Genomic DNA, 20,572 nt, shown 5'->3' with positions numbered 1-20,572 from the left:
AGACTAGTACTATTAAGAAAAACAATTCAGTCGAACGTTGGGAGAAAATCATGGAAGTTATTCAAGTGCTTGGTCTTGTCATTTTAGTTATCAGTTCAATTGCCGTTTTGGCGGTTATAGAAAAAAAATACGACCTTAATTTGGGCATCAGCTCTTATAATTATGATGATATGGATTGCTGGGGCTTTGGACACCAGTCAACAAGAAAGCAGTTGGCAGAGAAAGATAAAACTATCGCACAATTGATTGAACGAGTTGAGGTGTTGGAGAAGATTGTGACGGATCCAGCAGAGCAGTTAAAAAGAGAGATTAATCAACTTTAGTTATTGATACATATCGACATAAAAAAAGCGCCTTATCTGGGCGCTTTTTCAGTTCAAACGAGTTATCACATGCTATTAGTGCTCGTGACCACAACCGCCTTCAACATGAACATGGCCATGTTCAAGCTCTTCCTCAGTTGCTTCTCGAACTTCCAAAATTTCGACATCAAATTTTAAGTCTAAACCAGCAAGCGGGTGATTGCCATCTACCGTAATTTCATCTTCAGCAACATCGATCACGATAACGGTTTGTTCACCTTCGTCTGTAGATGCTCTTAGTTGAGTACCAACGTCTAAGTCTTCAATACCTTCAAAAAGTGATTTTGGTACCGTTTGTACGTAACCGTCTTCACGCTGGCCGTAAGCTTGTTCAGCAGCCACTTCAACATCAAATTTATCACCGGCTTTGTGTCCCGCCAACGCACTTTCTAAGCCAGGAATTAAGTAACCTGTACCGTGAATAATAGCGAGAGGTTTGTGATCGTATGAGCTGTCGATTAGTGTGTCTTCACTGTCTGATACCGCGTAGTGCATTACGACGACTTTATTTTCAGCAATGTTCATAAAATTTCCTGTACAGGTTATTGGGTTGTATATGGGAGCGCGATCATCGAAGCGGTCGAAGATGGCTGTTGTTTAAATCTTATATTAGTGTCGGTAGTTAAATCATTGGCGACAACGGCCTGAACATAGTATTTACCGCTATCACTTCGATAATAGCTTAATGTGTCTCCAGCATTTCGCCAGTTATCGCCCAATTGTTTTTCTAGAGAAACTTCTTCATTAAAGTCAATGAGCGTGCCTGTGAACAGACTCATTGTTTTCTTATTTTTACCAAGGTATTGCATGCGTGCGACGGTTTCTTGGCCTAGGTAGCAGCCTTTGTTAAAACTAATGCCGCCAATTGCGTCTAAGTTCAACATTTGTGGCACATATTGTTGAACAGCATGTTCAGGTAGAATTGGGAAACCTTCGGTGATCTCTAATAGCGTCCACACGGATTCATTCATTTGTGGAACGGTCATTTCCGCAAGATATTTTTCCAATGTTTCATTATGGCCTATCAATAAATATCGTCTGATATTACCAGCGATGTAAACGATAGTTGTATCATCACATTGCACCACAGGGCTAAGCTCATCAGGCACTTTATTGAATTTTTGTTTAATGAATTCAATACTTTTTTTACCAACACAGGCAAGTAATGAATTGTTGGATTGCGTAATTTCTACTTTTGCAAAAACACCAAATTTTTTGAGCTCAGTTAAAGACTTATCGATACTTTGAGTGGGTTGTAATAGCAATAGGTGCTGTTGTTGCTGAATTAACCTAAACACAGAGAGTAACTTTCCTTTGGCGTCACAATGACCACCGGTAAGAAAATTATGTTCTGTAAGCGACGCAACATCGCAAGTAACTTGCCCTTGAAGGTACTTTTCTTGCTCGTCACCCGCGATGGAAATGGCTGAAAAATCAGTTAATTTCATGACAAAGCTTTCAGGAAGTTGTTCTAGTGTCGGAGAAGAATATGTTGCTTTGCCTGATTCATTTGTGCTTGAAGACATAAATAATAGAAAACCAATAACAATTTATTGTCTTAAATATAGGCGAAAGCAAAAAATTCAAGTCTAGTGGTGCGAATTTGTTTGTTAAATTGCTAGAATAGTCCTAGGTTTATTTAATTGTGGTGAATTATGCCAACAGAAAGTGCTACTTCGACAAATGAAAAAAACAAAGCGCGTTTACGATGGGCTTGCCGTCGTGGAATGTTAGAGCTTGATGTACTTTTTCTTCCTTTTGTAGATGAAGCGTATGACAATATTAGCGACCATCAAAAGTTAGAGTTTGAGCGTTTATTAACGTGTGATGACCCTGACTTATTTGCTTGGTTTATGGGACATGCGGTTTGTGAAGACAAAGAGCTTAACGAAATGGTCCAACTTATACTCAAGCGAGTTAAAGTGTGATCTATCGGTAAAACCTTCCTTATTGATTATTGAGCTCGTTTTAGGGCTCGTGTTTATTGCAATATCTTTCCTGAGTTTTTCCTATGTTGCTGTAGCAGCAATCGCGTGGCAAATCGTACTTTGTAGCGCCTTGTCACTTATGGTTGTTTATAAGCTGCTGATTAAACTTTTTAATAAGCGAAGGACAGGTGAATCTTTATCAATTGAAGGCGGTAGTCAAAAAGTCGTTTTCAACAATCAACAATATCAGCTAAAGCAAACAAGTCGCGTTGCCTTTTATGGTTGCTATATTATTGTTGGTCAAAAAAAGCAGCTCCTCGTTGATGGCTTAACGTTTGCTGATCGTTTTCTTCAATACTTTTATTCGCTTTATCAACAACGGCTAATTTTTGTTGATCGTAGATCCTTAACGGCAAAACAATTCTCAACCTTGTGCTTTATTATTAAATGGGCACAACAGGGTGAACATGAATAACTTACAAACTTTCTAGACCAAGTATTTGTTTAAACAATATTACCGTGGCTTTAAAATCGTCGGGCTAGTTTCTGTCAACATATCTGGAAAATCTAATGTGTAGTGTAACCCGCGACTTTCTTTTCGTTCTAGTGCACTATTGATAATTAATTCAGCCACTTGTGCTAGGTTTCGTAACTCCAACAAGTTATTAGTTACTCTAAAGTTACGATAATATTCATCAATTTCTTTTTGAAGTAACTCAACCCGACGTTTTGCTCGCTCTAAGCGTTTGGTCGTTCTGACAATACCGACGTAATCCCACATGAATAGACGGAGCTCGTGCCAGTTGTGTTGAATGACTACTTCTTCGTCTGAATCGGTGACTAGGCTGTCGTCCCACTGTCGTAATTTTAAGTAAGGTTTTTTGGTATCAATTGTGTTGGTAATATCTTGTGCTGCTGTTCGGGCATAAACTAAACACTCAAGCAATGAATTACTGGCCATTCGATTAGCACCGTGAAGCCCAGTGTAGGCTACTTCACCAATGGCGTATAAATTATCAATGTCTGTTTTCCCTTGCTCGTTTATCATCACACCACCACAAGTGTAGTGCGCTGCCGGAACCACTGGAATAGGGTGCTTGGTCATATCGATACCAAGCGACTGGGTTTTTTGATAAATAGTGGGGAAATGTTGCTTAATAAAGTCGGCAGGTTTGTGGCTGATATCCAAATACATGCAGTCTGCACCAAGACGTTTCATTTCATAATCAATAGCCCTTGCAACAATATCTCGCGGCGCGAGTTCAGCTCGTTCGTCAAACTCTGGCATAAATCGGCTACCGTTAGGGCGACGTAATATTGCGCCTTCGCCTCGTAAAGCTTCGGTTAATAAGAATGTGCCAGCTTCGGCATGATAAAGGCAGGTCGGGTGAAACTGGTTGAACTCCATATTGGCAACACGGCAACCGGCGCGCCAGGCCATGGCGATACCGTCGCCACTTGCGACATCAGGATTTGACGTATATTGGTAAACTTTACTAGCACCACCCGTAGCTAAAATGGTTTTTTTAGCATGCACTGATTCAACTTTCTCACTATTTCGATTCCAAATATAGGCGCCGACACAGGCTTTATCTTTGTTTTTATCGCAAATCAGATCTATTGCGTTATATCGCTCAAAAATACGGATACGATTATGTTGCTTTATTCGACTTACTAAGGTTTCTTGGACTGCTTGACCGGTGGCATCTGCTGCATGCAAGATACGTCTGTGACTATGTCCGCCTTCTCTCGTTAAATGATACTTGATATCGCCGTTATCATTCTTAACTTGATTCGGCTCTTGATCAAAATTAACCCCTTGGTTAATCAACCACTCTAAACAGCCTTTAGCGTTTTCCGCGGTGAAACGAACGGCTTGCTCTTCACACAACCCAGCTCCGGCGATGAGTGTATCTGACACATGAGCATCCACACTGTCATTTTCGTCAAATACCGCAGCGATACCTCCTTGAGCATAAAAAGTTGAACCTTCGTTTATCGGACCTTTGCTTAATACAATAACATCGGCGTTTTTAGCTAAATGAAGTGCTAAGGTTAAACCTGCTGCGCCACTGCCAATTATTAAAACATCGCAGTTATGTTGCTTATTCATTTAATTTCCAAGGAGTTAATCTGACAAATTTGATATTATTCGAAGTTCTCAGCAATTTTGTCGTAAACAAGGTAAAATTCAAGAACGCAATAAGGTTTAATGCGCGCTAATACACATTTAATTTTACCGATTTATTATGATACAGCAAAGTAAATGCAGCGGTTTGGCGCAAAATAATAACTTTTTTTTAATTTTAGAGAACTTTTTTACATAGACGTAGTCATAACTGATGCGTTTGCTAAGAGCCAGATGTAAGAATAAGTAGTTTAGTTTGGGAGAATTGGCTCGGATGAGCGAACAAAACGTCGATCAAAAATTGGTCGAGCGGGTTCAGAAAGGGGATAAAAACGCTTTCAACCTGCTAGTGAAAAAATATCAACATAAAGTGTCCAATTTAGTGACGCGTTATGTGAAAAACCAAGCAGATGTGCCTGATATTGTTCAAGAAGCTTTTATCAAAGCATATCGCGCCTTGCCTAATTTTAGAGGTGAAAGCGCATTTTATACTTGGTTGTATCGTATCGCGGTGAATTGTGCCAAGAATCATATGGTTGCTGGTTCAAGGAAACCGCCAAGTTCAGATGTTGAAATTGAAGATGCGGAAATTTATGATGGGGGTGACGCATTGCGTGAAAATGCATCGCCTGAGAAATTATTACTGACAAATGAAATTAAAAAAGTAGTTTTTGACACCATTGAGCAATTGCCAGAAGAGTTGCGTATTGCAATTAACTTTCGAGAGCTTGAGGGGTTAAGTTACGAAGAGATAGCCACTATCATGGAGTGCCCTGTTGGCACGGTACGCTCAAGAATTTTTAGAGCTAGAGACGCGATAGATAAAAAAATTAGGCCATTACTTCAGCGCTAATAATTAAGGTGTATTTATGATAGAAAAAGAGTTTGAGGCAGTATCATCGCTTGTTGATGGTGAACAACCAAATAATGAGTTGCTAGATCAAATCGGTCATGATGAACAACTGTCTGATACTTGGGAACAATATCATCTCATTGGTGATATTATGCGTGATGAGGTCAGCGACAATATATCATTGGAACTTTCTGACAATATTGCTGCTGCTATTGAACAAGAGCCTACGGTTTTAGCACCTAGAGCAAGTAAGAGCTTTACTAGTAAAGTGAAAGGTAAAGTGGTTCAGTTTGCAAGACCTTTTGGTCAGATGGCTATCGCAGCGTCAGCGGCAGGGCTAATGATCCTTGGCGTGCAAACCAATGTTGCTGAGAATGAAACTGTTGCTCCTTCACAGGTTGTACAAACGATACCGTTAGGTGGTATTGCAGATCCTGTAAGCTTTAACTATACGACCAATGATAGAGCGTCTCAGAAGCAGGCTTATATCGAACAACAACGTCGTTTTCAGGCATTATTAGCTGATCATCAGCAACAAATTAAATTAAGCTCAGTCACCAAAGTGCAAGAGACTGAAGCAAATGAAAAGGTTGAAGAATTACCTAAATGAAATTAATCAGTAGTTTGTTGCTACTGTTAAGCATAAGCTTTTCAGTAGCTGCAATTGAAAATGAACTAGCCAAGACTTGGCTTGAACGTCTATCCGTCTCCCTCAATAAACTTAATTTCAATACTTCTTTTGTTGTTGTTAAAAATAATCAAGCAGAGCCTTATCACTGGTTCCACGGTGTTGTTGAAGGCAATACAGAACTTGAGATTTTGGCGTTACTTAATGGACCCCGCAGAGATGTTTTAAGAAAAGGCCAAACGGTGAGTTATATTGAGCCTGAATTCCCTCCTTATTCTGTTATTGCGGACAATATTTCTGGTCCCATTCCGTCAGTTTTTAGTAAAGATGTCAGTGTATTGGAGCAGAGTTATAATTTTATCTCCGTTGGACGTAGCCGAGTATTAGGTCGAGCCGCCCAGCTTGTTAGAATTGTGTCAAAAGATGAACACCGACACGGCCACTGGCTATGGTTAGATCAAGAGTCTGGCTTACCATTGAAATTGGCGTTGATCACTCGCAAAGGACAACTGTTAGAGCAAGTTCAGTTTACCCATTTAGAGATAACCGATCAGCCAGCAGAAAGTCTTACTCAGCTTAACGTTGCAGAGTTACCTGCGGTTGTTGAAATCCCTGATGCTGCTGTTCAGAAATTTGCTTGGAAAGTTAATTGGTTACCTGACGGTTTTAAACGCTTGAAATCTGATCGTCACCGTATCACGCAAACAAAACAGCCAGTTGAATTTATACTCTTTAGCGATGGACTAGTAGACGTGTCAGTGTATGTTGGAAAAAGCCAGGACAGCCAACGTGCTGTTGATTTTGCTCGAGACGGTGGCACGGTGGTCTTGAATCAAGTGGTTGATGGCTTTGAGATTAGTGTTGTCGGGAAAATTCCTTCGAAGACTGCTAAAATAATCGCAGACTCCGTAGCTTTTGTTGCCCCAATATCTGAATGATTGAAGAACGTGCTGTTGTAAAAGAACTTTTCCCAGATGCGATTATGGTGGAAAGTGTTATTAAGTCGACTTGTAGCCAGTGCCATCAAGTCGATAACTGCGGCAATGGTCAAGTTGCAAAAGCATTACCACAGAAAAAACTCTCGCTATTAATCCCAACAACAGAGCGTTTTGTTGTTGGAGATGAGCTAATCATCGCTATTCCTGAACGTTTTTTATTGCAATCAGCTTGGCAAGTATACATGTGGCCGTTACTTGGACTGTTAATTTGTGCAGGGGGAGGCCAGTATTTGCTAAACAAAGGTTTTTTGACTCATGAGCTTTATGTCGTTGGCTTTGCCTTACTAGGCGGTTTTAGTGGCAGTAAATTAGCTAAGTGGTGGCAAGACTATTCTGGTTTACAAAAAAAACTTGTGCCGAAAATTTTGAAAACGGCACCTAAGAATATAGAGACCCTTTACGTCTCTTAACATTTATTCTCATCAGAATTGCCAAAACTGGCAACTAAAGATAGCCCCTAGCGAGTAAATTCGCTAAAATCTCGCACCAGAATCCCAGTTTGTACCCAGAAACGTGTGAATGCGTTTCCATAAATGAGAAAGTCTTTTTAAATGAAGCACATACGAAATTTTTCTATTATTGCCCATATCGATCATGGCAAATCAACACTTTCAGATCGTTTGATTCAACATTGTGGTGGCTTAGCTGAACGAGAAATGGAAGCACAAGTTCTCGACTCTATGGACATCGAGCGTGAACGCGGTATTACGATTAAAGCCCAAAGTGTGACATTGGATTATAAAGCTAAAGACGGTGAAACATATCAATTAAACTTCATTGATACACCGGGACACGTTGATTTCTCGTATGAAGTATCACGCTCGTTAGCCTCGTGTGAAGGTGCATTGCTAGTTGTTGATGCTGGACAAGGGGTGGAAGCACAGACGGTTGCAAACTGTTATACCGCAATAGAAATGGACTTAGAAGTTCTACCTATATTAAATAAAATCGATTTACCTCAAGCAGATCCTGATCGCGTAAGTGAAGAAATAGAAGATATTATAGGTATCGATGCCACTGGTGCAGTCACATGTTCAGCGAAAACCGGTATTGGTATTGAAGATGTATTGGAAACCATCGTAGAAAATATTCCACCGCCAGAAGGTGAGCCTGAAGCTAACCTTCAAGCCCTGATTATCGACTCTTGGTTTGATAATTACCAAGGCGTTGTGTCCCTGGTACGCGTTATGAATGGCGAAGTGAAAAAAGGTGACAAGATGGTCGTTATGTCGACTGGACAGACGCATATCATCGATAAGGTCGGTATTTTCACTCCTAAGCAAGTGGAAACGGGGGTACTAAAAACCGGTGAAGTTGGCTTTATCATTGCCGGCATTAAAGAAATTCACGGTGCACCAGTTGGTGATACAGTGACGTTATTTAAAAGAGAAGCAGAAAGTGCATTGCCTGGCTTTAAAAAAGTTCAACCGCAAGTGTATGCGGGTATATTCCCGATCAGCTCAGATGATTATGAAAATTTCCGCGATGCTTTGAATAAATTAAGCCTAAACGATGCTTCACTGTTTTTTGAACCGGAGAACTCTTCTGCACTTGGCTTTGGTTTCCGTATTGGTTTCCTTGGCATGTTACATATGGAGATCATTCAGGAACGTTTGGCTCGTGAATATGACCTAGACCTTATCACCACTGCGCCAACGGTAAACTATGAAATCGCTTGCACCAATGGGGAAATCTTATCGATAGATAACCCGAGTGATTTACCTGCGACGAACAATATTGATGAAATTCGTGAACCAATTGTTCAGGCTAATATCTTAGTGCCTCAGGAACACTTAGGTAATGTAATTACTTTGTGTATTGAAAAACGTGGTGTTCAAAAGGACATTATCTATCATGGTAACCAAGTGGCAGTAACTTATGAGTTACCAATGGCCGAAGTGGTGATGGACTTCTTTGATAAGCTAAAATCAACCAGTCGGGGTTACGCGTCATTAGACTATCACTTTGTGCGTTTTGAAGCAGCGGATATGGTGCGCGTTGATGTGATGATCAATGGTGATCGTGTAGATGCATTGGCGATGATTACCCATCGTTCAAATTCGGTGTCTCGAGGTCGAATGTTAGTTGAAAAGCTTAAAGAGCTTATTCACCGTCAAATGTTCGATATCGCCATTCAAGCCACGATAGGCAACAACGTAATTGCACGTACTACTGTGAAACAGTTACGTAAGAACGTAACGGCGAAATGTTACGGTGGTGATATTTCTCGTAAGAAGAAGCTTCTTCAAAAACAAAAAGAAGGTAAAAAACGCATGAAACAAGTGGGAAATGTAGAAGTACCACAAGAAGCGTTTTTAGCCGTGCTGAAGCTAGATAAATAGGATATTTATGGCAGTTTATTTTTCAATATTTTTGGTTATTATCACCGTTGTTACAGGGATAGTATGGGTTGCGAATAAGTTCTATTTGGCACCACAACGTCAATTAAAACTGCAGGCTGTATTGGAGCAGAGTGATAAAGTATTATCAGACACAGAGAAAGAAAAGTTAGTCGAACCGACAGCAATGGTTGATACCGCAGTGCAAATCTTCCCTGTTATAGCGTTCGTGTTGATATTGCGTTCGTTTTTATACGAGCCATTTCAGATTCCATCAGGTTCAATGATGCCGACATTACTCGATGGTGACTTTATTCTCGTCAATAAGTTCAATTACGGTTTACGCGATCCTGTTGTGAGAAATAAATTCTTTGAAAATGGTTTACCAGAACGTGGTGATGTCGTGGTTTTCAAATACCCGGTGAATCCTCAAATTGACTATATCAAACGTGTGATAGGCCTACCTGGTGATCGTGTTATTTATCGTAACAAGTCGATTTATATCAAACCCGCGTGTTCTCAAAGCGACGAAAAATGTCCAGAGTATCAACAAGTGGCGCAAAATTTTGTAGAAAAATACGAAGATGAATCATCAGATTTAGGCCGTTTTGTTTCTGAAATGCCAAACCAGACTCATGAAATACTGATTGATGCCAATACGTTGCCGCGAACTATGCATTACTTTAAACAGCAAGGTACACAGCGCGATGAGTTTGTCGTACCCAAAGGACAATACTTTGTCATGGGTGATAACCGTGATAACTCGCTAGATGGCCGTTTTTGGGGATTCGTACCTGAAGATAACTTAGTTGGCCAGGCGGTTGCGATATGGATGAGCTTTGATTTTGATAATGATGCAGATAGCTTTTTTCCTAGCTGGATACCAACGGGCGTTCGATTAGAACGTATTGGCGGAATAGAGTAGTGATCAAAAATACACCGCAAGCATTGGCGCGATTAAGTAAACGATTGGGTTATGAATTTAACGACGAGCAATTATTAATACAATCGTTAACGCATCGCAGTGCCAAAGGCGATCACAATGAGCGTCTAGAGTTTTTAGGCGACTCGATACTCGGGTGTGTTGTTGCTGAGCGCTTGTTTAATCAATTTCCAAAGGAAAGCGAAGGTGATTTAACACGCATGCGCTCTAGCCTAGTAAAAGGCGTCACATTAGCTGAAATAGCAAGGGACTTTAAATTGGGGGAGCACCTAATCTTGGGGCCAGGTGAAAAGAAAAGTGGTGGTCATCGCCGAGAATCCATTTTGGAAGATGCGGTTGAAGCTATTATTGGCGCTGTTTATATTGATTCTGATATGGCAACGTGTAAGGCCTTGGTATTAAGTTGGTTTGATGTCAGGTTGAGTAAAATTAAGCCTGGTATTAATCAAAAAGATCCGAAAACACGCCTTCAAGAGTTTTTACAAGGCCGTAAGATACCACTACCTCAATATGAAGTGGTTGATATTAAAGGTCAGTCTCATAATCAAGAATTTACCATAAAGTGTACAACGCAAGTGACAGAGCAAAGCATTATCACAAAAGGCAGTAGTCGCAGAAAAGCTGAACAAGCTGCTGCAGAAAAAGTATTGGAGATAATAAACAATGACAAATAACACAACCTTTTGTGGATTAATTGCCATTGTCGGACGACCTAATGTTGGCAAGTCGACTTTACTTAATGCGCTTTTGGGGCAAAAAGTCAGTATTACGTCTCGCAAACCACAAACAACACGACACCGCATTTTAGGCATTTTAACCGAAAAAGATAAACAGGCGGTGTTGGTTGATACGCCTGGATTACATTCGGATGAGAAACGTGCCATTAACCGTTTGATGAATCGCGCAGCAAGTAGCTCTATTTCTGAAGTAGAATCGATCGTTTTTCTTGTTGAAGGAACCCACTGGACCAAGGACGATGAATTGGTCCTCAACAAGGTCAAACAAAGTGGAGCACCTTGTATTTTGGCTATCAACAAAATTGACAATGTACAAGATAAAGAAGCGTTATTACCACATTTAGAAAAATTGGGTAAATTGCATAATTTTTCAGACATTATCCCTATCTCTGCTAGCAAGGGTGACAATGTCGATAAAATCAAAGCGATGTGCCTAAGTTCATTGCCTGAAAGTGATTTTTGGTTCCCAGAAGATTACATCACCGATCGCTCTAGTCGTTTTATGGCATCCGAAATTTTACGTGAAAAGCTAATGCGTTTTACCGGAGATGAATTACCTTATTCGACAACGGTAGAAATAGAGCAGTTTAAACAAGACGCTAAAGGCATATTACACATCAATGCCTTGATTTTGATTGAACGAAATAGTCAAAAGCGCATGGTGATTGGTAATAAAGGTGAACGCCTTAAAACGATTGGCCAAGAAGCGCGTCGTGATATGGAAGACTTGTTTGATCAACAAGTCTTCTTAGAAACATTTGTGAAAGTGAAATCGGGCTGGGCAGATGATGAAAGAGCACTGCGTAGTTTAGGTTACGGAGATGACTATTCAGGATAAATTTTTATGATGGACATCGAGCAACGAGCATATGTATTGCACAGTCGTCCATATCGTGAAAATCAATTATTGGTTGATTTGCTAACTGAATACGACGGTAAAGTAGGCGCGGTTGTTTACAGTGGTAAATCAGCTAAATCTAATAAGAAAAGTATTCTTCAGCCGTTTAACCCTATTAAAATTAAACTAAAAGGCCGCTCTAGTCTAAAAAAGCTGAGCTTGCTCGAAAATGATGGAAAGTCCTTAAAATTACAAGGTAATTACTTATTTAGCGCATTTTATGTCAATGAGTTATTAGTGAGATTGCTGCCTGAACTCGTTCCTTGTGAGCCTTTATATCAAGTGTATCTAAAAACCTTACAGCACCTTGTAACTCATGATGGTATTGAACCTGCGCTACGACAATTTGAAATGACGTTGTTGCAAGAACTAGGTATAGCGTTAGATTTTGAACCTGCGTATCAACTTGATTTACCATATCTTCGTTTTTGTGCTGAAATGGGGCTAGTATCCACAGATAAAAAACAAGGGAGTTATGATAAACTTCATGTCCAAGCTATCGCCGAACAGTGCGTCAGTAGCCCAGAAGTGCTATTGACTTTTAAGCGTTTAATGCGACAGATTATCGAGCAATTGCTAGGTAATAAGCCATTAAATAGCCGGAAACTATTTATAAAATGAGTAAAAGAATGAAGGAAATATATTTAGGCGTAAATGTTGATCATATTGCTACGTTAAGACAAGCACGAGGAACAAACTATCCAGATCCTGTGCATGCTGCCTCTGTTGCTGAACATGCTGGTGCTGATGGTATTACGGTGCATTTGCGTGAAGACAGAAGGCATATACAAGATCGAGATATCTACGTACTTAAAGAGACTTTAAAAACACGCATGAATTTTGAAATGGCAGTCACCGATGAAATGCTTGATATTGCTTGTGACGTTAAGCCTGAGTTTGTATGTTTAGTCCCAGAAAAACGAGAAGAACTAACCACTGAAGGTGGTCTTGACGTTGTCGGTCAGTTGGACAAAATCACGCAAGCTGTTGCGCGTTTATCTGAACAAGCTATCAAGACAAGTTTATTTATCGATGCTGACAAAGCACAAATCGAAGCGGCAGTTGCAACGAAAGCGCCATACATCGAAATTCACACTGGCCATTACGCAGATGCGACAACAGAAGCAGCACAAGAAAAGGAGTTAGCACGCTTAATTGAAGGCATTAAATTTGCTGACAGCCTAGGCTTGAGAGTGAACGCAGGTCATGGATTACATTATTTTAATGTTAAACCGATTGCTGCAATCGAAGAAGTGATTGAGCTTAACATCGGTCATGCCATTATTGCTCGTGCTGCGATTGACGGACTTGACAAAGCGGTACGAGACATGAAGCAATTGATGACAGAAGCTCGACGTTAGTATGTCAGTTGTAGGAGTAGGCACGGATATTGTGGATATTTCACGCATTGAAAATATGCGTGAACCTGCATTGTCAAAACTGGCTAGGCGTGTGCTAACTGACGCTGAGTTGGCACACTATCAAACGATAAAATATGCATACCGATTCTTGGCAAAAAGGTGGGCAGCCAAAGAGGCAGCATCAAAAGCTTTAGGCACTGGCATCGCGGCAGGCGTGTCATTTCAACATTTTGAAATTCAATCTTTGCCAAGTGGGCAACCGAAACTGCACCTGTCTGGTAAAGCGCTAGAGCTAGTGAGTGAGCTTGGCGCAAACTCATGGCATATCTCTATTTCTGATGAAAGCAACTTTGCTACCGCATTTGTTGTGCTATCGAATTAACACAAACCTCTAATAAAGAGCTGTACAAGTCAATGATTCTTATATGCTTTTAGAGGACAGTAATTTCTTTCCCTCGATAAAATTAACGCTTAATTAAAACTTACAATAAAATATATCTGTATGATTTTTAATCTCTGGTTATTCTTGAACTATACTCTAATATAGGCCCACTGTACGCTTAAGGGTGTAGTTATAGAAGGTGTAGTTAAAATGACTGAAGCGGATAGGAAATCATTAATCGAAAGGAGAACCGAACAACCTGAAAACTCGGTTTGGTGGTCTCGCTTGTCTCTTGCACAAAAGTTTTCAGCAAGTAGTCTCGGTAAATTTGGTTATGAGCTTGCGTTTATACGTAACGAGAATGGTCATAGCTTAGCGGTCTTATCGTGCAATGGTGGAGTTGCTGTTATTACCGAAGATGGCGAAATTAATACGTCACCTAGTATACGCATTAGGTAGTCTAGCTTCCTTGATAGTAGCGATAGAATTATAATAGTCAGCAGTAAATTGCGATTTTAATGTACCACTTCATTTATTTCTTTCATCACTTCTGGTGTTTGTTCAACGATGTTATCGATATGCTCAAAAAACTCAAAAAATTCAGGCTCTAAGTCATCTAAACTTTTTCCTTGTTTAAGATCGGTTTCTATTTGATGGGTTATTTTTCCAAGCAACGGAACGCCTGTGTAGCAGCAAGCACCGTTAAGCTTGTGGATCAGTATTTTGGCTTGTTCAATATCTTGGCTAGTGAGAGCATCTAATATATGCAATTTGGTTTCAGGTAAACTATTGACTAAGCCACTGAGCAAATCTTTAGCCAAGTTCGCTTTATTTCCTGCCCGTGTCAATGCAATTGACCAGTCAATTTCTTCCGTAGAAAAGTTAAAGAGGCTTTCATCAAGCTCACTCAAAAACTCTTTGTTTGAGGAACTGAGTAAATCGATATCACAATACTCATAGATGGTATGTCGTAGCATCGACTCATCAATAGGTTTAGTCATATATGAGCTAAAGCCCTCTTCGATTAGTTTTTCTTTTTCTCCGCTCAATGCATGTGCCGTGACCGCAATGATTGGTGTTTCATCGTTAAAAGTTTGTGATTTTATGGTCTTTAACGCAGTAACGCCATCCATGACCGGCATTTGAATATCCATAAAAATAAGCGCGTACTTTTCATTTTCACAGCACTCTACTGCTTCTTTACCGTTCTTTGCGGTAATTACTTCAGTTACCTGCTCGGTTAATAGTGCCTTAATAAGCTTCAGGTTGGCTTCATTGTCATCAACTGCAAGAACCTTAAGTGGGGCTTTTTTATTACTAATAATAGGTAGTTTTTCGGCCAACATTTCCTGGTTCGGAATTAATGCTCGGCTTAGTCTTTCTGGTGTTAGTGGTTTACTCAGACAACTTCTTGCACCGGCAGCAACAAGCGCTTCTTGAAGGTTAGGTGAGTTACTGTTAATCGCTAAGTGCAAGTTAGGTATTTTTGCTTTAACGTAAGTGATCAGGTTTTTAAGATCATTTAGTGCATCTGGGGTGACGGGGTGAGATATTAATGCGTAATCATAAAAATCACTTTGCTCAATGGCAGTGGTAAGTTCATCTAAACGGTCAACGGGCATAACCTGCATATCCCAGCTGGCCATAATCTCGCTCGTGGCAATACGTCCGTGTGTATGCGGTTCGAAATATAGTATGCGCTTACCTGCCAGCTCACTATGCAAAATGGGCGAACTGATAGGCATAGGATTAAGTTCGCAACTAAAGCTGAACCAGAACGTAGAACCTCTATTTTCTTCACTGACAAAGCCGACATCACCATTCATTTCTCGCGACAGTCGTTGTGAAATAACTAACCCTAAACCTGTACCTCCGTAAAGGCGCGTAACACTTTTGTCCGCTTGGCCAAAGGCGTCGAAAATCGTTTTTTGCTGATTTAAATTCATACCAATACCGGTATCGGTAACGGTTATTTTTAATACGGCACGGTTTTCTTCAATGGTGATGCTATCAATATCGATACAAATAGAGCCTTTGTCGGTAAATTTTATCGCGTTATTGACCAAGTTGATCATGATTTGCTTAACACGCATCGCATCACCAATGAGTGAATCAGGTAATTGTTGATTAATGCGTAGCGACAATTCAATATTTTTCTTATGAGCACTTGGCGCTAACAAGGTCAATGCTTCTTCTATCGTTTCTCGTAGTGCAAATGGAATACTCTCAATGACCATTTTACCTGCATCAAGCTTGGAGAAATCCAAAATGTCATTGATGATGGCTAGCAGGTTGTTTGCCGAGCGTTCGATCGTTTGTAAGTAATCGCGTTGTGTTTCAGTTAAAGGCGTTTTTAGCACTTGTCTTGTAAAGCCAATAACGCCATTGAGCGGCGTACGTAGCTCGTGACTCATGTTTGCCAAGAATTCTGACTTAACTTTGTTGGCGTCTTGTGCCTTACGTTTTGCAATATCAAGTTCTACGTTTTGTATTTCAAATTGTTCTAAACTTTCACGCAAATCTACGGTGGCTTGATCAACGCTGCGCTGCATCTCATCGTGATAGTCTCCTAAAGATTGAGCCATCGCATTGATACCATTTTTTAGAAAATTAAGCTCGCCTATGAGCATACCACTAACTCGGCTTTCCAATTTGCCTTCACGGATTCGATCGACCGCATGAACCATTGAGGAAACGGGACGGGTTACGTTACTGATCAATTTAAAGGCAAAAATTGCACTGATCAATGCACCAAAAACAACGATAGCAAAAGCAATAAGAATTTGGCTTTGTTGATTAAACCGAATTTTACTTTTATCAATTTGAATTGCGATATAGCCAATTTTCCGCTCATCGACATTTAAAAAGCTATCACTGGCGCCTTCGTCAATAATAGGTGTTCGATAAATAAGAAAATCGTCTATATCAATAGCAGTGGTTTCGTTAGGGATGATTTCAGTGGGACTTAAACGCATTAGGTTGGTATCGCCACGCAAACTGCTGCTGACAACCACTTGATTGTCCTTCGCTAACACCGCAATGTTTTTAACCAATCCTGAATGGTTTTTATGAGCTAGGCCAATCAATTGCCTTAGCTTAAAACGTTCTTTGTTTTTCAGTGCATCAACACTTGAAATAGCGATCGGCTCGATGATGCTTTGCGCACGCAACGATAAATAGTCATTGAGTTCAATATATCGGCTATAAGAGAAGTAACTTGCGATACTGATACCAATCAATGTGGTTGGTATAATGGTCAGCAACACTACCCAATCTTTAAGACTAATTTTATGCATTTGTTAGGCGAACTTAGTGTAAAATCATATGCTTGTTTTTGTACATCATGTCATATCACGGTTGAAAATTATAGCACTCGCATTCTTAGACTATGTAAAGCGCTTTAGGCAAAGGTAAATGGTATCAACAAATGGTTAAAATTTTTAAAGCAACCCAACAAAAAAAAGCGATAGGTCAAACACTCGATCTAGAAATCGAGCGATTAGACAATAACGGTCTTGGGGTTGCAATATATAAAGGGAAACCTGTCTTTGTTGCAGAAACTTTACCTAATGAGAAAGTTAAAGTTCGTGTTGTGGAACATAAAAACAAATATATGAAAGCAAAGCTGCTTTCTGTAACTTCAATGAGCTCAAATAGAGTTGATGTACAATGTCGTCATTTTAGTCAGTGTGGTGGCTGTGATTTGCAACATTTGTCATCGGAACAACAGCGAGCGTTTAAGCAGCAAAAAATTTCTAACTTGTTTAACCGCGAGGGGATGAATAACTTACCTTGGCAGTCTGCCGTTCACGATGAGGCATGGAAGTATCGTCGTAAAGCGAGGATCGGTGTTCAATTTGATAAACGTGGTGATGCAATCATTGGTTTTAGAAAGAAATTAACCAATGAACTTATTTCGATTAAGACATGCCCCGTATTAGAGCAAACATTAGCGAATGTATTTGTTGAACTTAAAAGTACTGTTGCTCAGCTAACACAGTATAAGTCCATCGGACATATTGAAGTTATTGCGAATGCCGAGCGAAACAATGTGGTTATTCGTCAATTGGAAAAACTGACAGAGCACGATAGAAATTGCTGGTTGGCTGCAGAGCAAAAATTTGACTGGCAAGTTTTTATTGATGATGGAAACAAGGTTTCAACGCTATGTTCAAATAGCCACATAGCGTTAAATTATGCGCTAAATGAGCAGTTAACAATTAACTTTAGACCGGATGATTTTATTCAGGTTAATGCAAAAGTAAATCAGAAAATGGTTGCGCAAGCAATCGATTGGCTGGCGTTGTCGAATGATGAACAGGTGCTAGATTTATTTTGTGGTATCGGTAACTTTAGCCTTGCGATGGCAAAACAATGTAAGCACGTTATCGCTGTTGAAGGAGTCGCTACCATGACGGAACACGCTAAGCTCAATGCCAAAGCTAACCGCATTGATAATTGTCAATTTTATCATGCGGATTTAAACGCCGACTGGAAACTGCAAGGGTGGGCGAAAAATAAATTTGATAAGGTGCTTTTAGATCCAGCTAGGGCGGGGGCGTTCGAAGCGTGTCAGCAACTAGCTGAGCTTAAGCCAAAACTAATCTTGTATGTCAGTTGTGAGCCAGCATCTTTGGCGCGTGATAGTAAGCTATTATTAGCAGCCGGCTATCAAATTGAAAAAATAGCGCTAATTGACATGTTTTCTCAGACAAAGCATGTTGAAACTATGGTATTGTTTCGACAAAATTAAGCGCAATCAAACTTCCAATCAACGAATGTTCAGTCAGTTAAGGATACCTAATGGTCTCAGTGCGTAAATCACATTTAATGTCGGATACAAGTTTTGAGCAATGGCTTGAAACATTGGACATAAGTGACGCAAAAAAGTTGGCTTTAGAAAGCCTATGGCGAGATGTTTCTGTTCATTTTTCAAAAGACCATGAATGCCAAATCAAGTCATTAGAAATGGTGGAAATTTTATCTGAGCTAAACCTTGATAATGACTCATTGTGTGCCGCATTCTTAGTGCCTTTAATAGAATATAAGCATTTGACGCTTGTTGAAATACAAGAAAGTTTTAGTGATCAGATATTCCTTTTGTGTAAAGGTGTTGCACAAATGGAGGCGATAAAAACGCTTCAGCAAAGTCAAACCAGTCAAGTTGCGGCTAACCAGGTGGATAACATTCGAAAAATGTTATTAGCAATGGTCGATGATGTGCGAGCTGTCGTTATAAAACTCGCGGAACGTTTGTGCTACTTGAGAATTGTAAAAAACAGTGAAGAAGAACTAAAAGTTATTGCCGCGAAAGAAACCGCCAATATATATGCCCCTTTGGCTAATCGATTAGGGATTGGTCAATTAAAATGGGAACTTGAGGACATAGCCTTTCGTTACCTACACCCGGATGTCTACAAGAAAATCGCTAAACAGCTCGACGAAAAGCGATTAGCGCGTGAACAATACATGGTCGACTTTGTTTCTTCACTTCAGGCACAACTGGATGAAATGAATGTCAGCGGCACCGTTTATGGTCGGCCAAAGCACATTTATAGCATTTGGAAAAAAATGCAGAATAAATCGCTAGATTTTGACCAGCTGTTTGACGTGCGAGCGGTCAGGGTGATTGTTGATGAGCTTCAAGATTGTTATGCCGCGCTAGGGGCTGTACACACTACGTGGAAGCATTTGGCAAATGAATTTGACGATTATGTCGCGACGCCAAAACCCAATGGTTATCAGTCCATTCATACAGTGGTATTAGGACCTGAAGGTAAATCAGTTGAGGTGCAAATACGTACCGAGCAAATGCATCAGGATGCTGAGCTAGGTGTGGCAGCACATTGGCGCTATAAGGAAGGCAGTGCCAGTGGTAAAACCTCTGGTTTTGACGAGAAAATTAGCTGGCTAAGAAAAATTCTTCAATGGCAAGAAGATGTTTCAGAAAATGGCCAAATGCTAGATGAATTGAGAAGCCAAGTTTTTGAAGACAGGATCTATGCATTTACACCTAACGGTGACGTGATTGATTTACCCGTGGGCGCCACACCGCTCGATTTTGCTTATTACATTCATTCTAACGTAGGGCATTGCTGTATCGGTGCCAAAGTGTTTGGACGAATTGTGCCCTTTACACATAAATTACAAACGGGTGATCAGGTTGAAATTTTAACCAGTAAAAAGCCTAACCCTAGCCGCGATTGGTTGAACCCTAATTTAAATTACATTCATTCGGCGCGGGCAAGAGCGAAAGTTCAGCACTTCTTTAAGTTACTTGACCGCGACAAACACACGGTACAAGGCAAAGAGTTACTCGAAACGGAATTGGCAAAACACGCAATAACATCACCAGATTTTTCCCGTGCCATCGAGCGATATAATGTCAGCACAGTTGACGATTTATATGCAGCTATCGGCTCTGGAAATGCTCGATTACAACAAGTCATTAATTATTTGTTGCAGCTTCATGAGAAAACTCAACCTTTAGTCGATATAGACCCCGAGAGTATTGTCACAAAACCGCAGCAGCAAAACTCGCAAACGCAAGAAAAGGATAGCGTAACGGTATCAGGTGTGGGCAACTTACTCACTCACATGGCCAAATGCTGTCAGCCAGTACCAGGAGATGAAATTGTAGGGTTTATTACTCAAGGGCGAGGGATCTCAGTTCACCGGAAAGATTGCGATCAATTATTTAATGCATTGCATCAACACCCAGAGCGTGAGATTGAAGTACAGTGGGCGAATAACGAACAGCAAACTTATCAAGCTACATTGCAAGTGACCGCTAGCGATCGCCAAGGACTATTGCGTGATATTTCCACTATTATTGCAAATGAACGAGTACACATTGTCGGCATGGCAAGTCATTCTGATGAACAAAAACGAACAACGAGAATGTCACTCACTTTAGAGATTTCAAACAGTGAAATGCTGAGTCGCTTATTGGTTAAATTACGCCAGCTGGATGACATAATTGACGTCAAGCGTTTGTCTCACTAATGCTTGTAAA

21 protein-coding genes are annotated in these 20,572 nt (G+C 40.3%); 17 read left to right on the top strand and 4 right to left on the bottom strand.

Annotation, left to right across the window (positions count from 1 at the left end; translation table 11 throughout):
- Window positions 1–50 precede the first annotated feature (50 nt).
- Complete coding sequence (locus QUE03_RS14130) at window positions 51–323, top strand: hypothetical protein (protein ID WP_286262564.1); 273 nt, start codon at window positions 51–53, stop codon at window positions 321–323.
- A 75-nt stretch (window positions 324–398) separates the two neighbouring features.
- On the opposite strand, the gene QUE03_RS14125 is transcribed toward QUE03_RS14130, so the two are convergent.
- A complete protein-coding gene (locus QUE03_RS14125) occupies window positions 399–887 on the bottom strand; it encodes an FKBP-type peptidyl-prolyl cis-trans isomerase (RefSeq protein WP_286262560.1) in 489 nt (162 codons plus the stop codon).
- A gap of 17 nt (window positions 888–904) precedes the next feature.
- Window positions 905–1,888 carry a tRNA-modifying protein YgfZ gene (gene ygfZ / locus QUE03_RS14120; RefSeq protein ID WP_286262558.1) on the bottom strand — a complete coding sequence of 328 codons (984 nt, stop codon included), beginning with the start codon at window positions 1,886–1,888 and terminating at the stop codon, window positions 905–907.
- A 129-nt stretch (window positions 1,889–2,017) separates the two neighbouring features.
- Between ygfZ and QUE03_RS14115 the strand changes: the two genes are divergently transcribed.
- Both QUE03_RS14115 and QUE03_RS14110 read left to right on the top strand, forming a co-directional pair.
- A complete protein-coding gene (locus tag QUE03_RS14115; protein ID WP_286262557.1) occupies window positions 2,018–2,290 on the top strand; it encodes an FAD assembly factor SdhE in 273 nt (90 codons plus the stop codon).
- Between the two features lie 49 nt (window positions 2,291–2,339).
- Window positions 2,340–2,765 carry a hypothetical protein gene (locus tag QUE03_RS14110; RefSeq protein WP_286262555.1) on the top strand — a complete coding sequence of 142 codons (426 nt, stop codon included), beginning with the start codon at window positions 2,340–2,342 and terminating at the stop codon, window positions 2,763–2,765.
- Window positions 2,766–2,804: 39 nt separating this feature from the next.
- Here QUE03_RS14110 and nadB read toward each other — a convergent pair whose 3' ends face one another.
- Window positions 2,805–4,403 carry an L-aspartate oxidase gene (gene nadB / locus QUE03_RS14105; RefSeq protein WP_286262553.1) on the bottom strand — a complete coding sequence of 533 codons (1,599 nt, stop codon included), beginning with the start codon at window positions 4,401–4,403 and terminating at the stop codon, window positions 2,805–2,807.
- Between the two features lie 289 nt (window positions 4,404–4,692).
- Between nadB and rpoE the strand changes: the two genes are divergently transcribed.
- The 12 genes from rpoE to QUE03_RS14045 all read left to right on the top strand — a co-directional run bounded on the left by rpoE (window position 4,693) and on the right by QUE03_RS14045 (window position 14,016).
- Window positions 4,693–5,271 (top strand): RNA polymerase sigma factor RpoE, encoded by a 579-nt coding sequence (gene rpoE, locus QUE03_RS14100; protein WP_286262551.1) that lies wholly within the window; start codon window positions 4,693–4,695, stop codon window positions 5,269–5,271.
- Between the two features lie 16 nt (window positions 5,272–5,287).
- Complete coding sequence (locus QUE03_RS14095) at window positions 5,288–5,881, top strand: sigma-E factor negative regulatory protein (protein ID WP_286262550.1); 594 nt, start codon at window positions 5,288–5,290, stop codon at window positions 5,879–5,881.
- Window positions 5,878–6,837, top strand: coding sequence for a MucB/RseB C-terminal domain-containing protein (locus QUE03_RS14090; RefSeq protein ID WP_286262547.1), 960 nt, complete (start codon window positions 5,878–5,880; stop codon window positions 6,835–6,837). The genes QUE03_RS14095 and QUE03_RS14090 overlap by 4 nt, the downstream gene beginning before the upstream one ends.
- Window positions 6,834–7,307 carry a SoxR reducing system RseC family protein gene (locus QUE03_RS14085; RefSeq protein WP_286262546.1) on the top strand — a complete coding sequence of 158 codons (474 nt, stop codon included), beginning with the start codon at window positions 6,834–6,836 and terminating at the stop codon, window positions 7,305–7,307. The genes QUE03_RS14090 and QUE03_RS14085 overlap by 4 nt, the downstream gene beginning before the upstream one ends.
- A 141-nt stretch (window positions 7,308–7,448) precedes the next feature.
- Entirely contained in the window at window positions 7,449–9,239 is a 1,791-nt protein-coding gene (gene lepA / locus QUE03_RS14080) for a translation elongation factor 4 (protein ID WP_286262544.1), read from the top strand.
- Between the two features lie 7 nt (window positions 9,240–9,246).
- On the top strand, window positions 9,247–10,161 hold the full coding sequence (gene lepB, locus QUE03_RS14075; RefSeq protein ID WP_286262542.1) for a signal peptidase I: 915 nt from the start codon (window positions 9,247–9,249) through the stop codon (window positions 10,159–10,161).
- A complete protein-coding gene (gene rnc, locus QUE03_RS14070) occupies window positions 10,161–10,853 on the top strand; it encodes a ribonuclease III (protein ID WP_434019780.1) in 693 nt (230 codons plus the stop codon). Before lepB ends, rnc begins: the two co-directional genes overlap by 1 nt.
- Window positions 10,843–11,754: a GTPase Era gene (gene era, locus QUE03_RS14065; protein WP_286262539.1), complete on the top strand. Its 912-nt coding sequence runs from the start codon at window positions 10,843–10,845 to the stop codon at window positions 11,752–11,754. The genes rnc and era overlap by 11 nt, the downstream gene beginning before the upstream one ends.
- Before the next feature lie 6 nt (window positions 11,755–11,760).
- Window positions 11,761–12,435 (top strand): DNA repair protein RecO, encoded by a 675-nt coding sequence (gene recO, locus QUE03_RS14060; RefSeq protein WP_286262537.1) that lies wholly within the window; start codon window positions 11,761–11,763, stop codon window positions 12,433–12,435.
- Between the two features lie 8 nt (window positions 12,436–12,443).
- Window positions 12,444–13,175 (top strand): pyridoxine 5'-phosphate synthase, encoded by a 732-nt coding sequence (pdxJ, locus tag QUE03_RS14055; protein WP_286262535.1) that lies wholly within the window; start codon window positions 12,444–12,446, stop codon window positions 13,173–13,175.
- A gap of 1 nt (window position 13,176) precedes the next feature.
- Window positions 13,177–13,557, top strand: coding sequence for a holo-ACP synthase (acpS, locus tag QUE03_RS14050; RefSeq protein WP_286262533.1), 381 nt, complete (start codon window positions 13,177–13,179; stop codon window positions 13,555–13,557).
- Between the two features lie 210 nt (window positions 13,558–13,767).
- Window positions 13,768–14,016, top strand: coding sequence for a hypothetical protein (locus QUE03_RS14045; RefSeq protein WP_286262531.1), 249 nt, complete (start codon window positions 13,768–13,770; stop codon window positions 14,014–14,016).
- Window positions 14,017–14,072: 56 nt separating this feature from the next.
- Here QUE03_RS14045 and barA read toward each other — a convergent pair whose 3' ends face one another.
- On the bottom strand, window positions 14,073–16,853 hold the full coding sequence (gene barA, locus QUE03_RS14040; RefSeq protein WP_286262529.1) for a two-component sensor histidine kinase BarA: 2,781 nt from the start codon (window positions 16,851–16,853) through the stop codon (window positions 14,073–14,075).
- A gap of 131 nt (window positions 16,854–16,984) precedes the next feature.
- Here barA and rlmD point away from each other — a divergent pair, with 131 nt between their 5' ends.
- Together rlmD and relA are read left to right on the top strand one after the other, a co-directional pair.
- Window positions 16,985–18,310: a 23S rRNA (uracil(1939)-C(5))-methyltransferase RlmD gene (gene rlmD / locus QUE03_RS14035; protein ID WP_286262527.1), complete on the top strand. Its 1,326-nt coding sequence runs from the start codon at window positions 16,985–16,987 to the stop codon at window positions 18,308–18,310.
- 50 nt (window positions 18,311–18,360) lie between these two features.
- Window positions 18,361–20,562 (top strand): GTP diphosphokinase, encoded by a 2,202-nt coding sequence (gene relA, locus QUE03_RS14030; RefSeq protein ID WP_286262520.1) that lies wholly within the window; start codon window positions 18,361–18,363, stop codon window positions 20,560–20,562.
- Window positions 20,563–20,572 lie beyond the last annotated feature (10 nt).

This window comes from Thalassotalea atypica (assembly GCF_030295975.1).
In the GTDB taxonomy this organism is placed as follows: domain Bacteria; phylum Pseudomonadota; class Gammaproteobacteria; order Enterobacterales; family Alteromonadaceae; genus Thalassotalea_F; species Thalassotalea_F atypica.
Note: the sequence above shows the minus strand (reverse complement) of the source record. Positions and strands in the feature narration are given on the sequence as shown.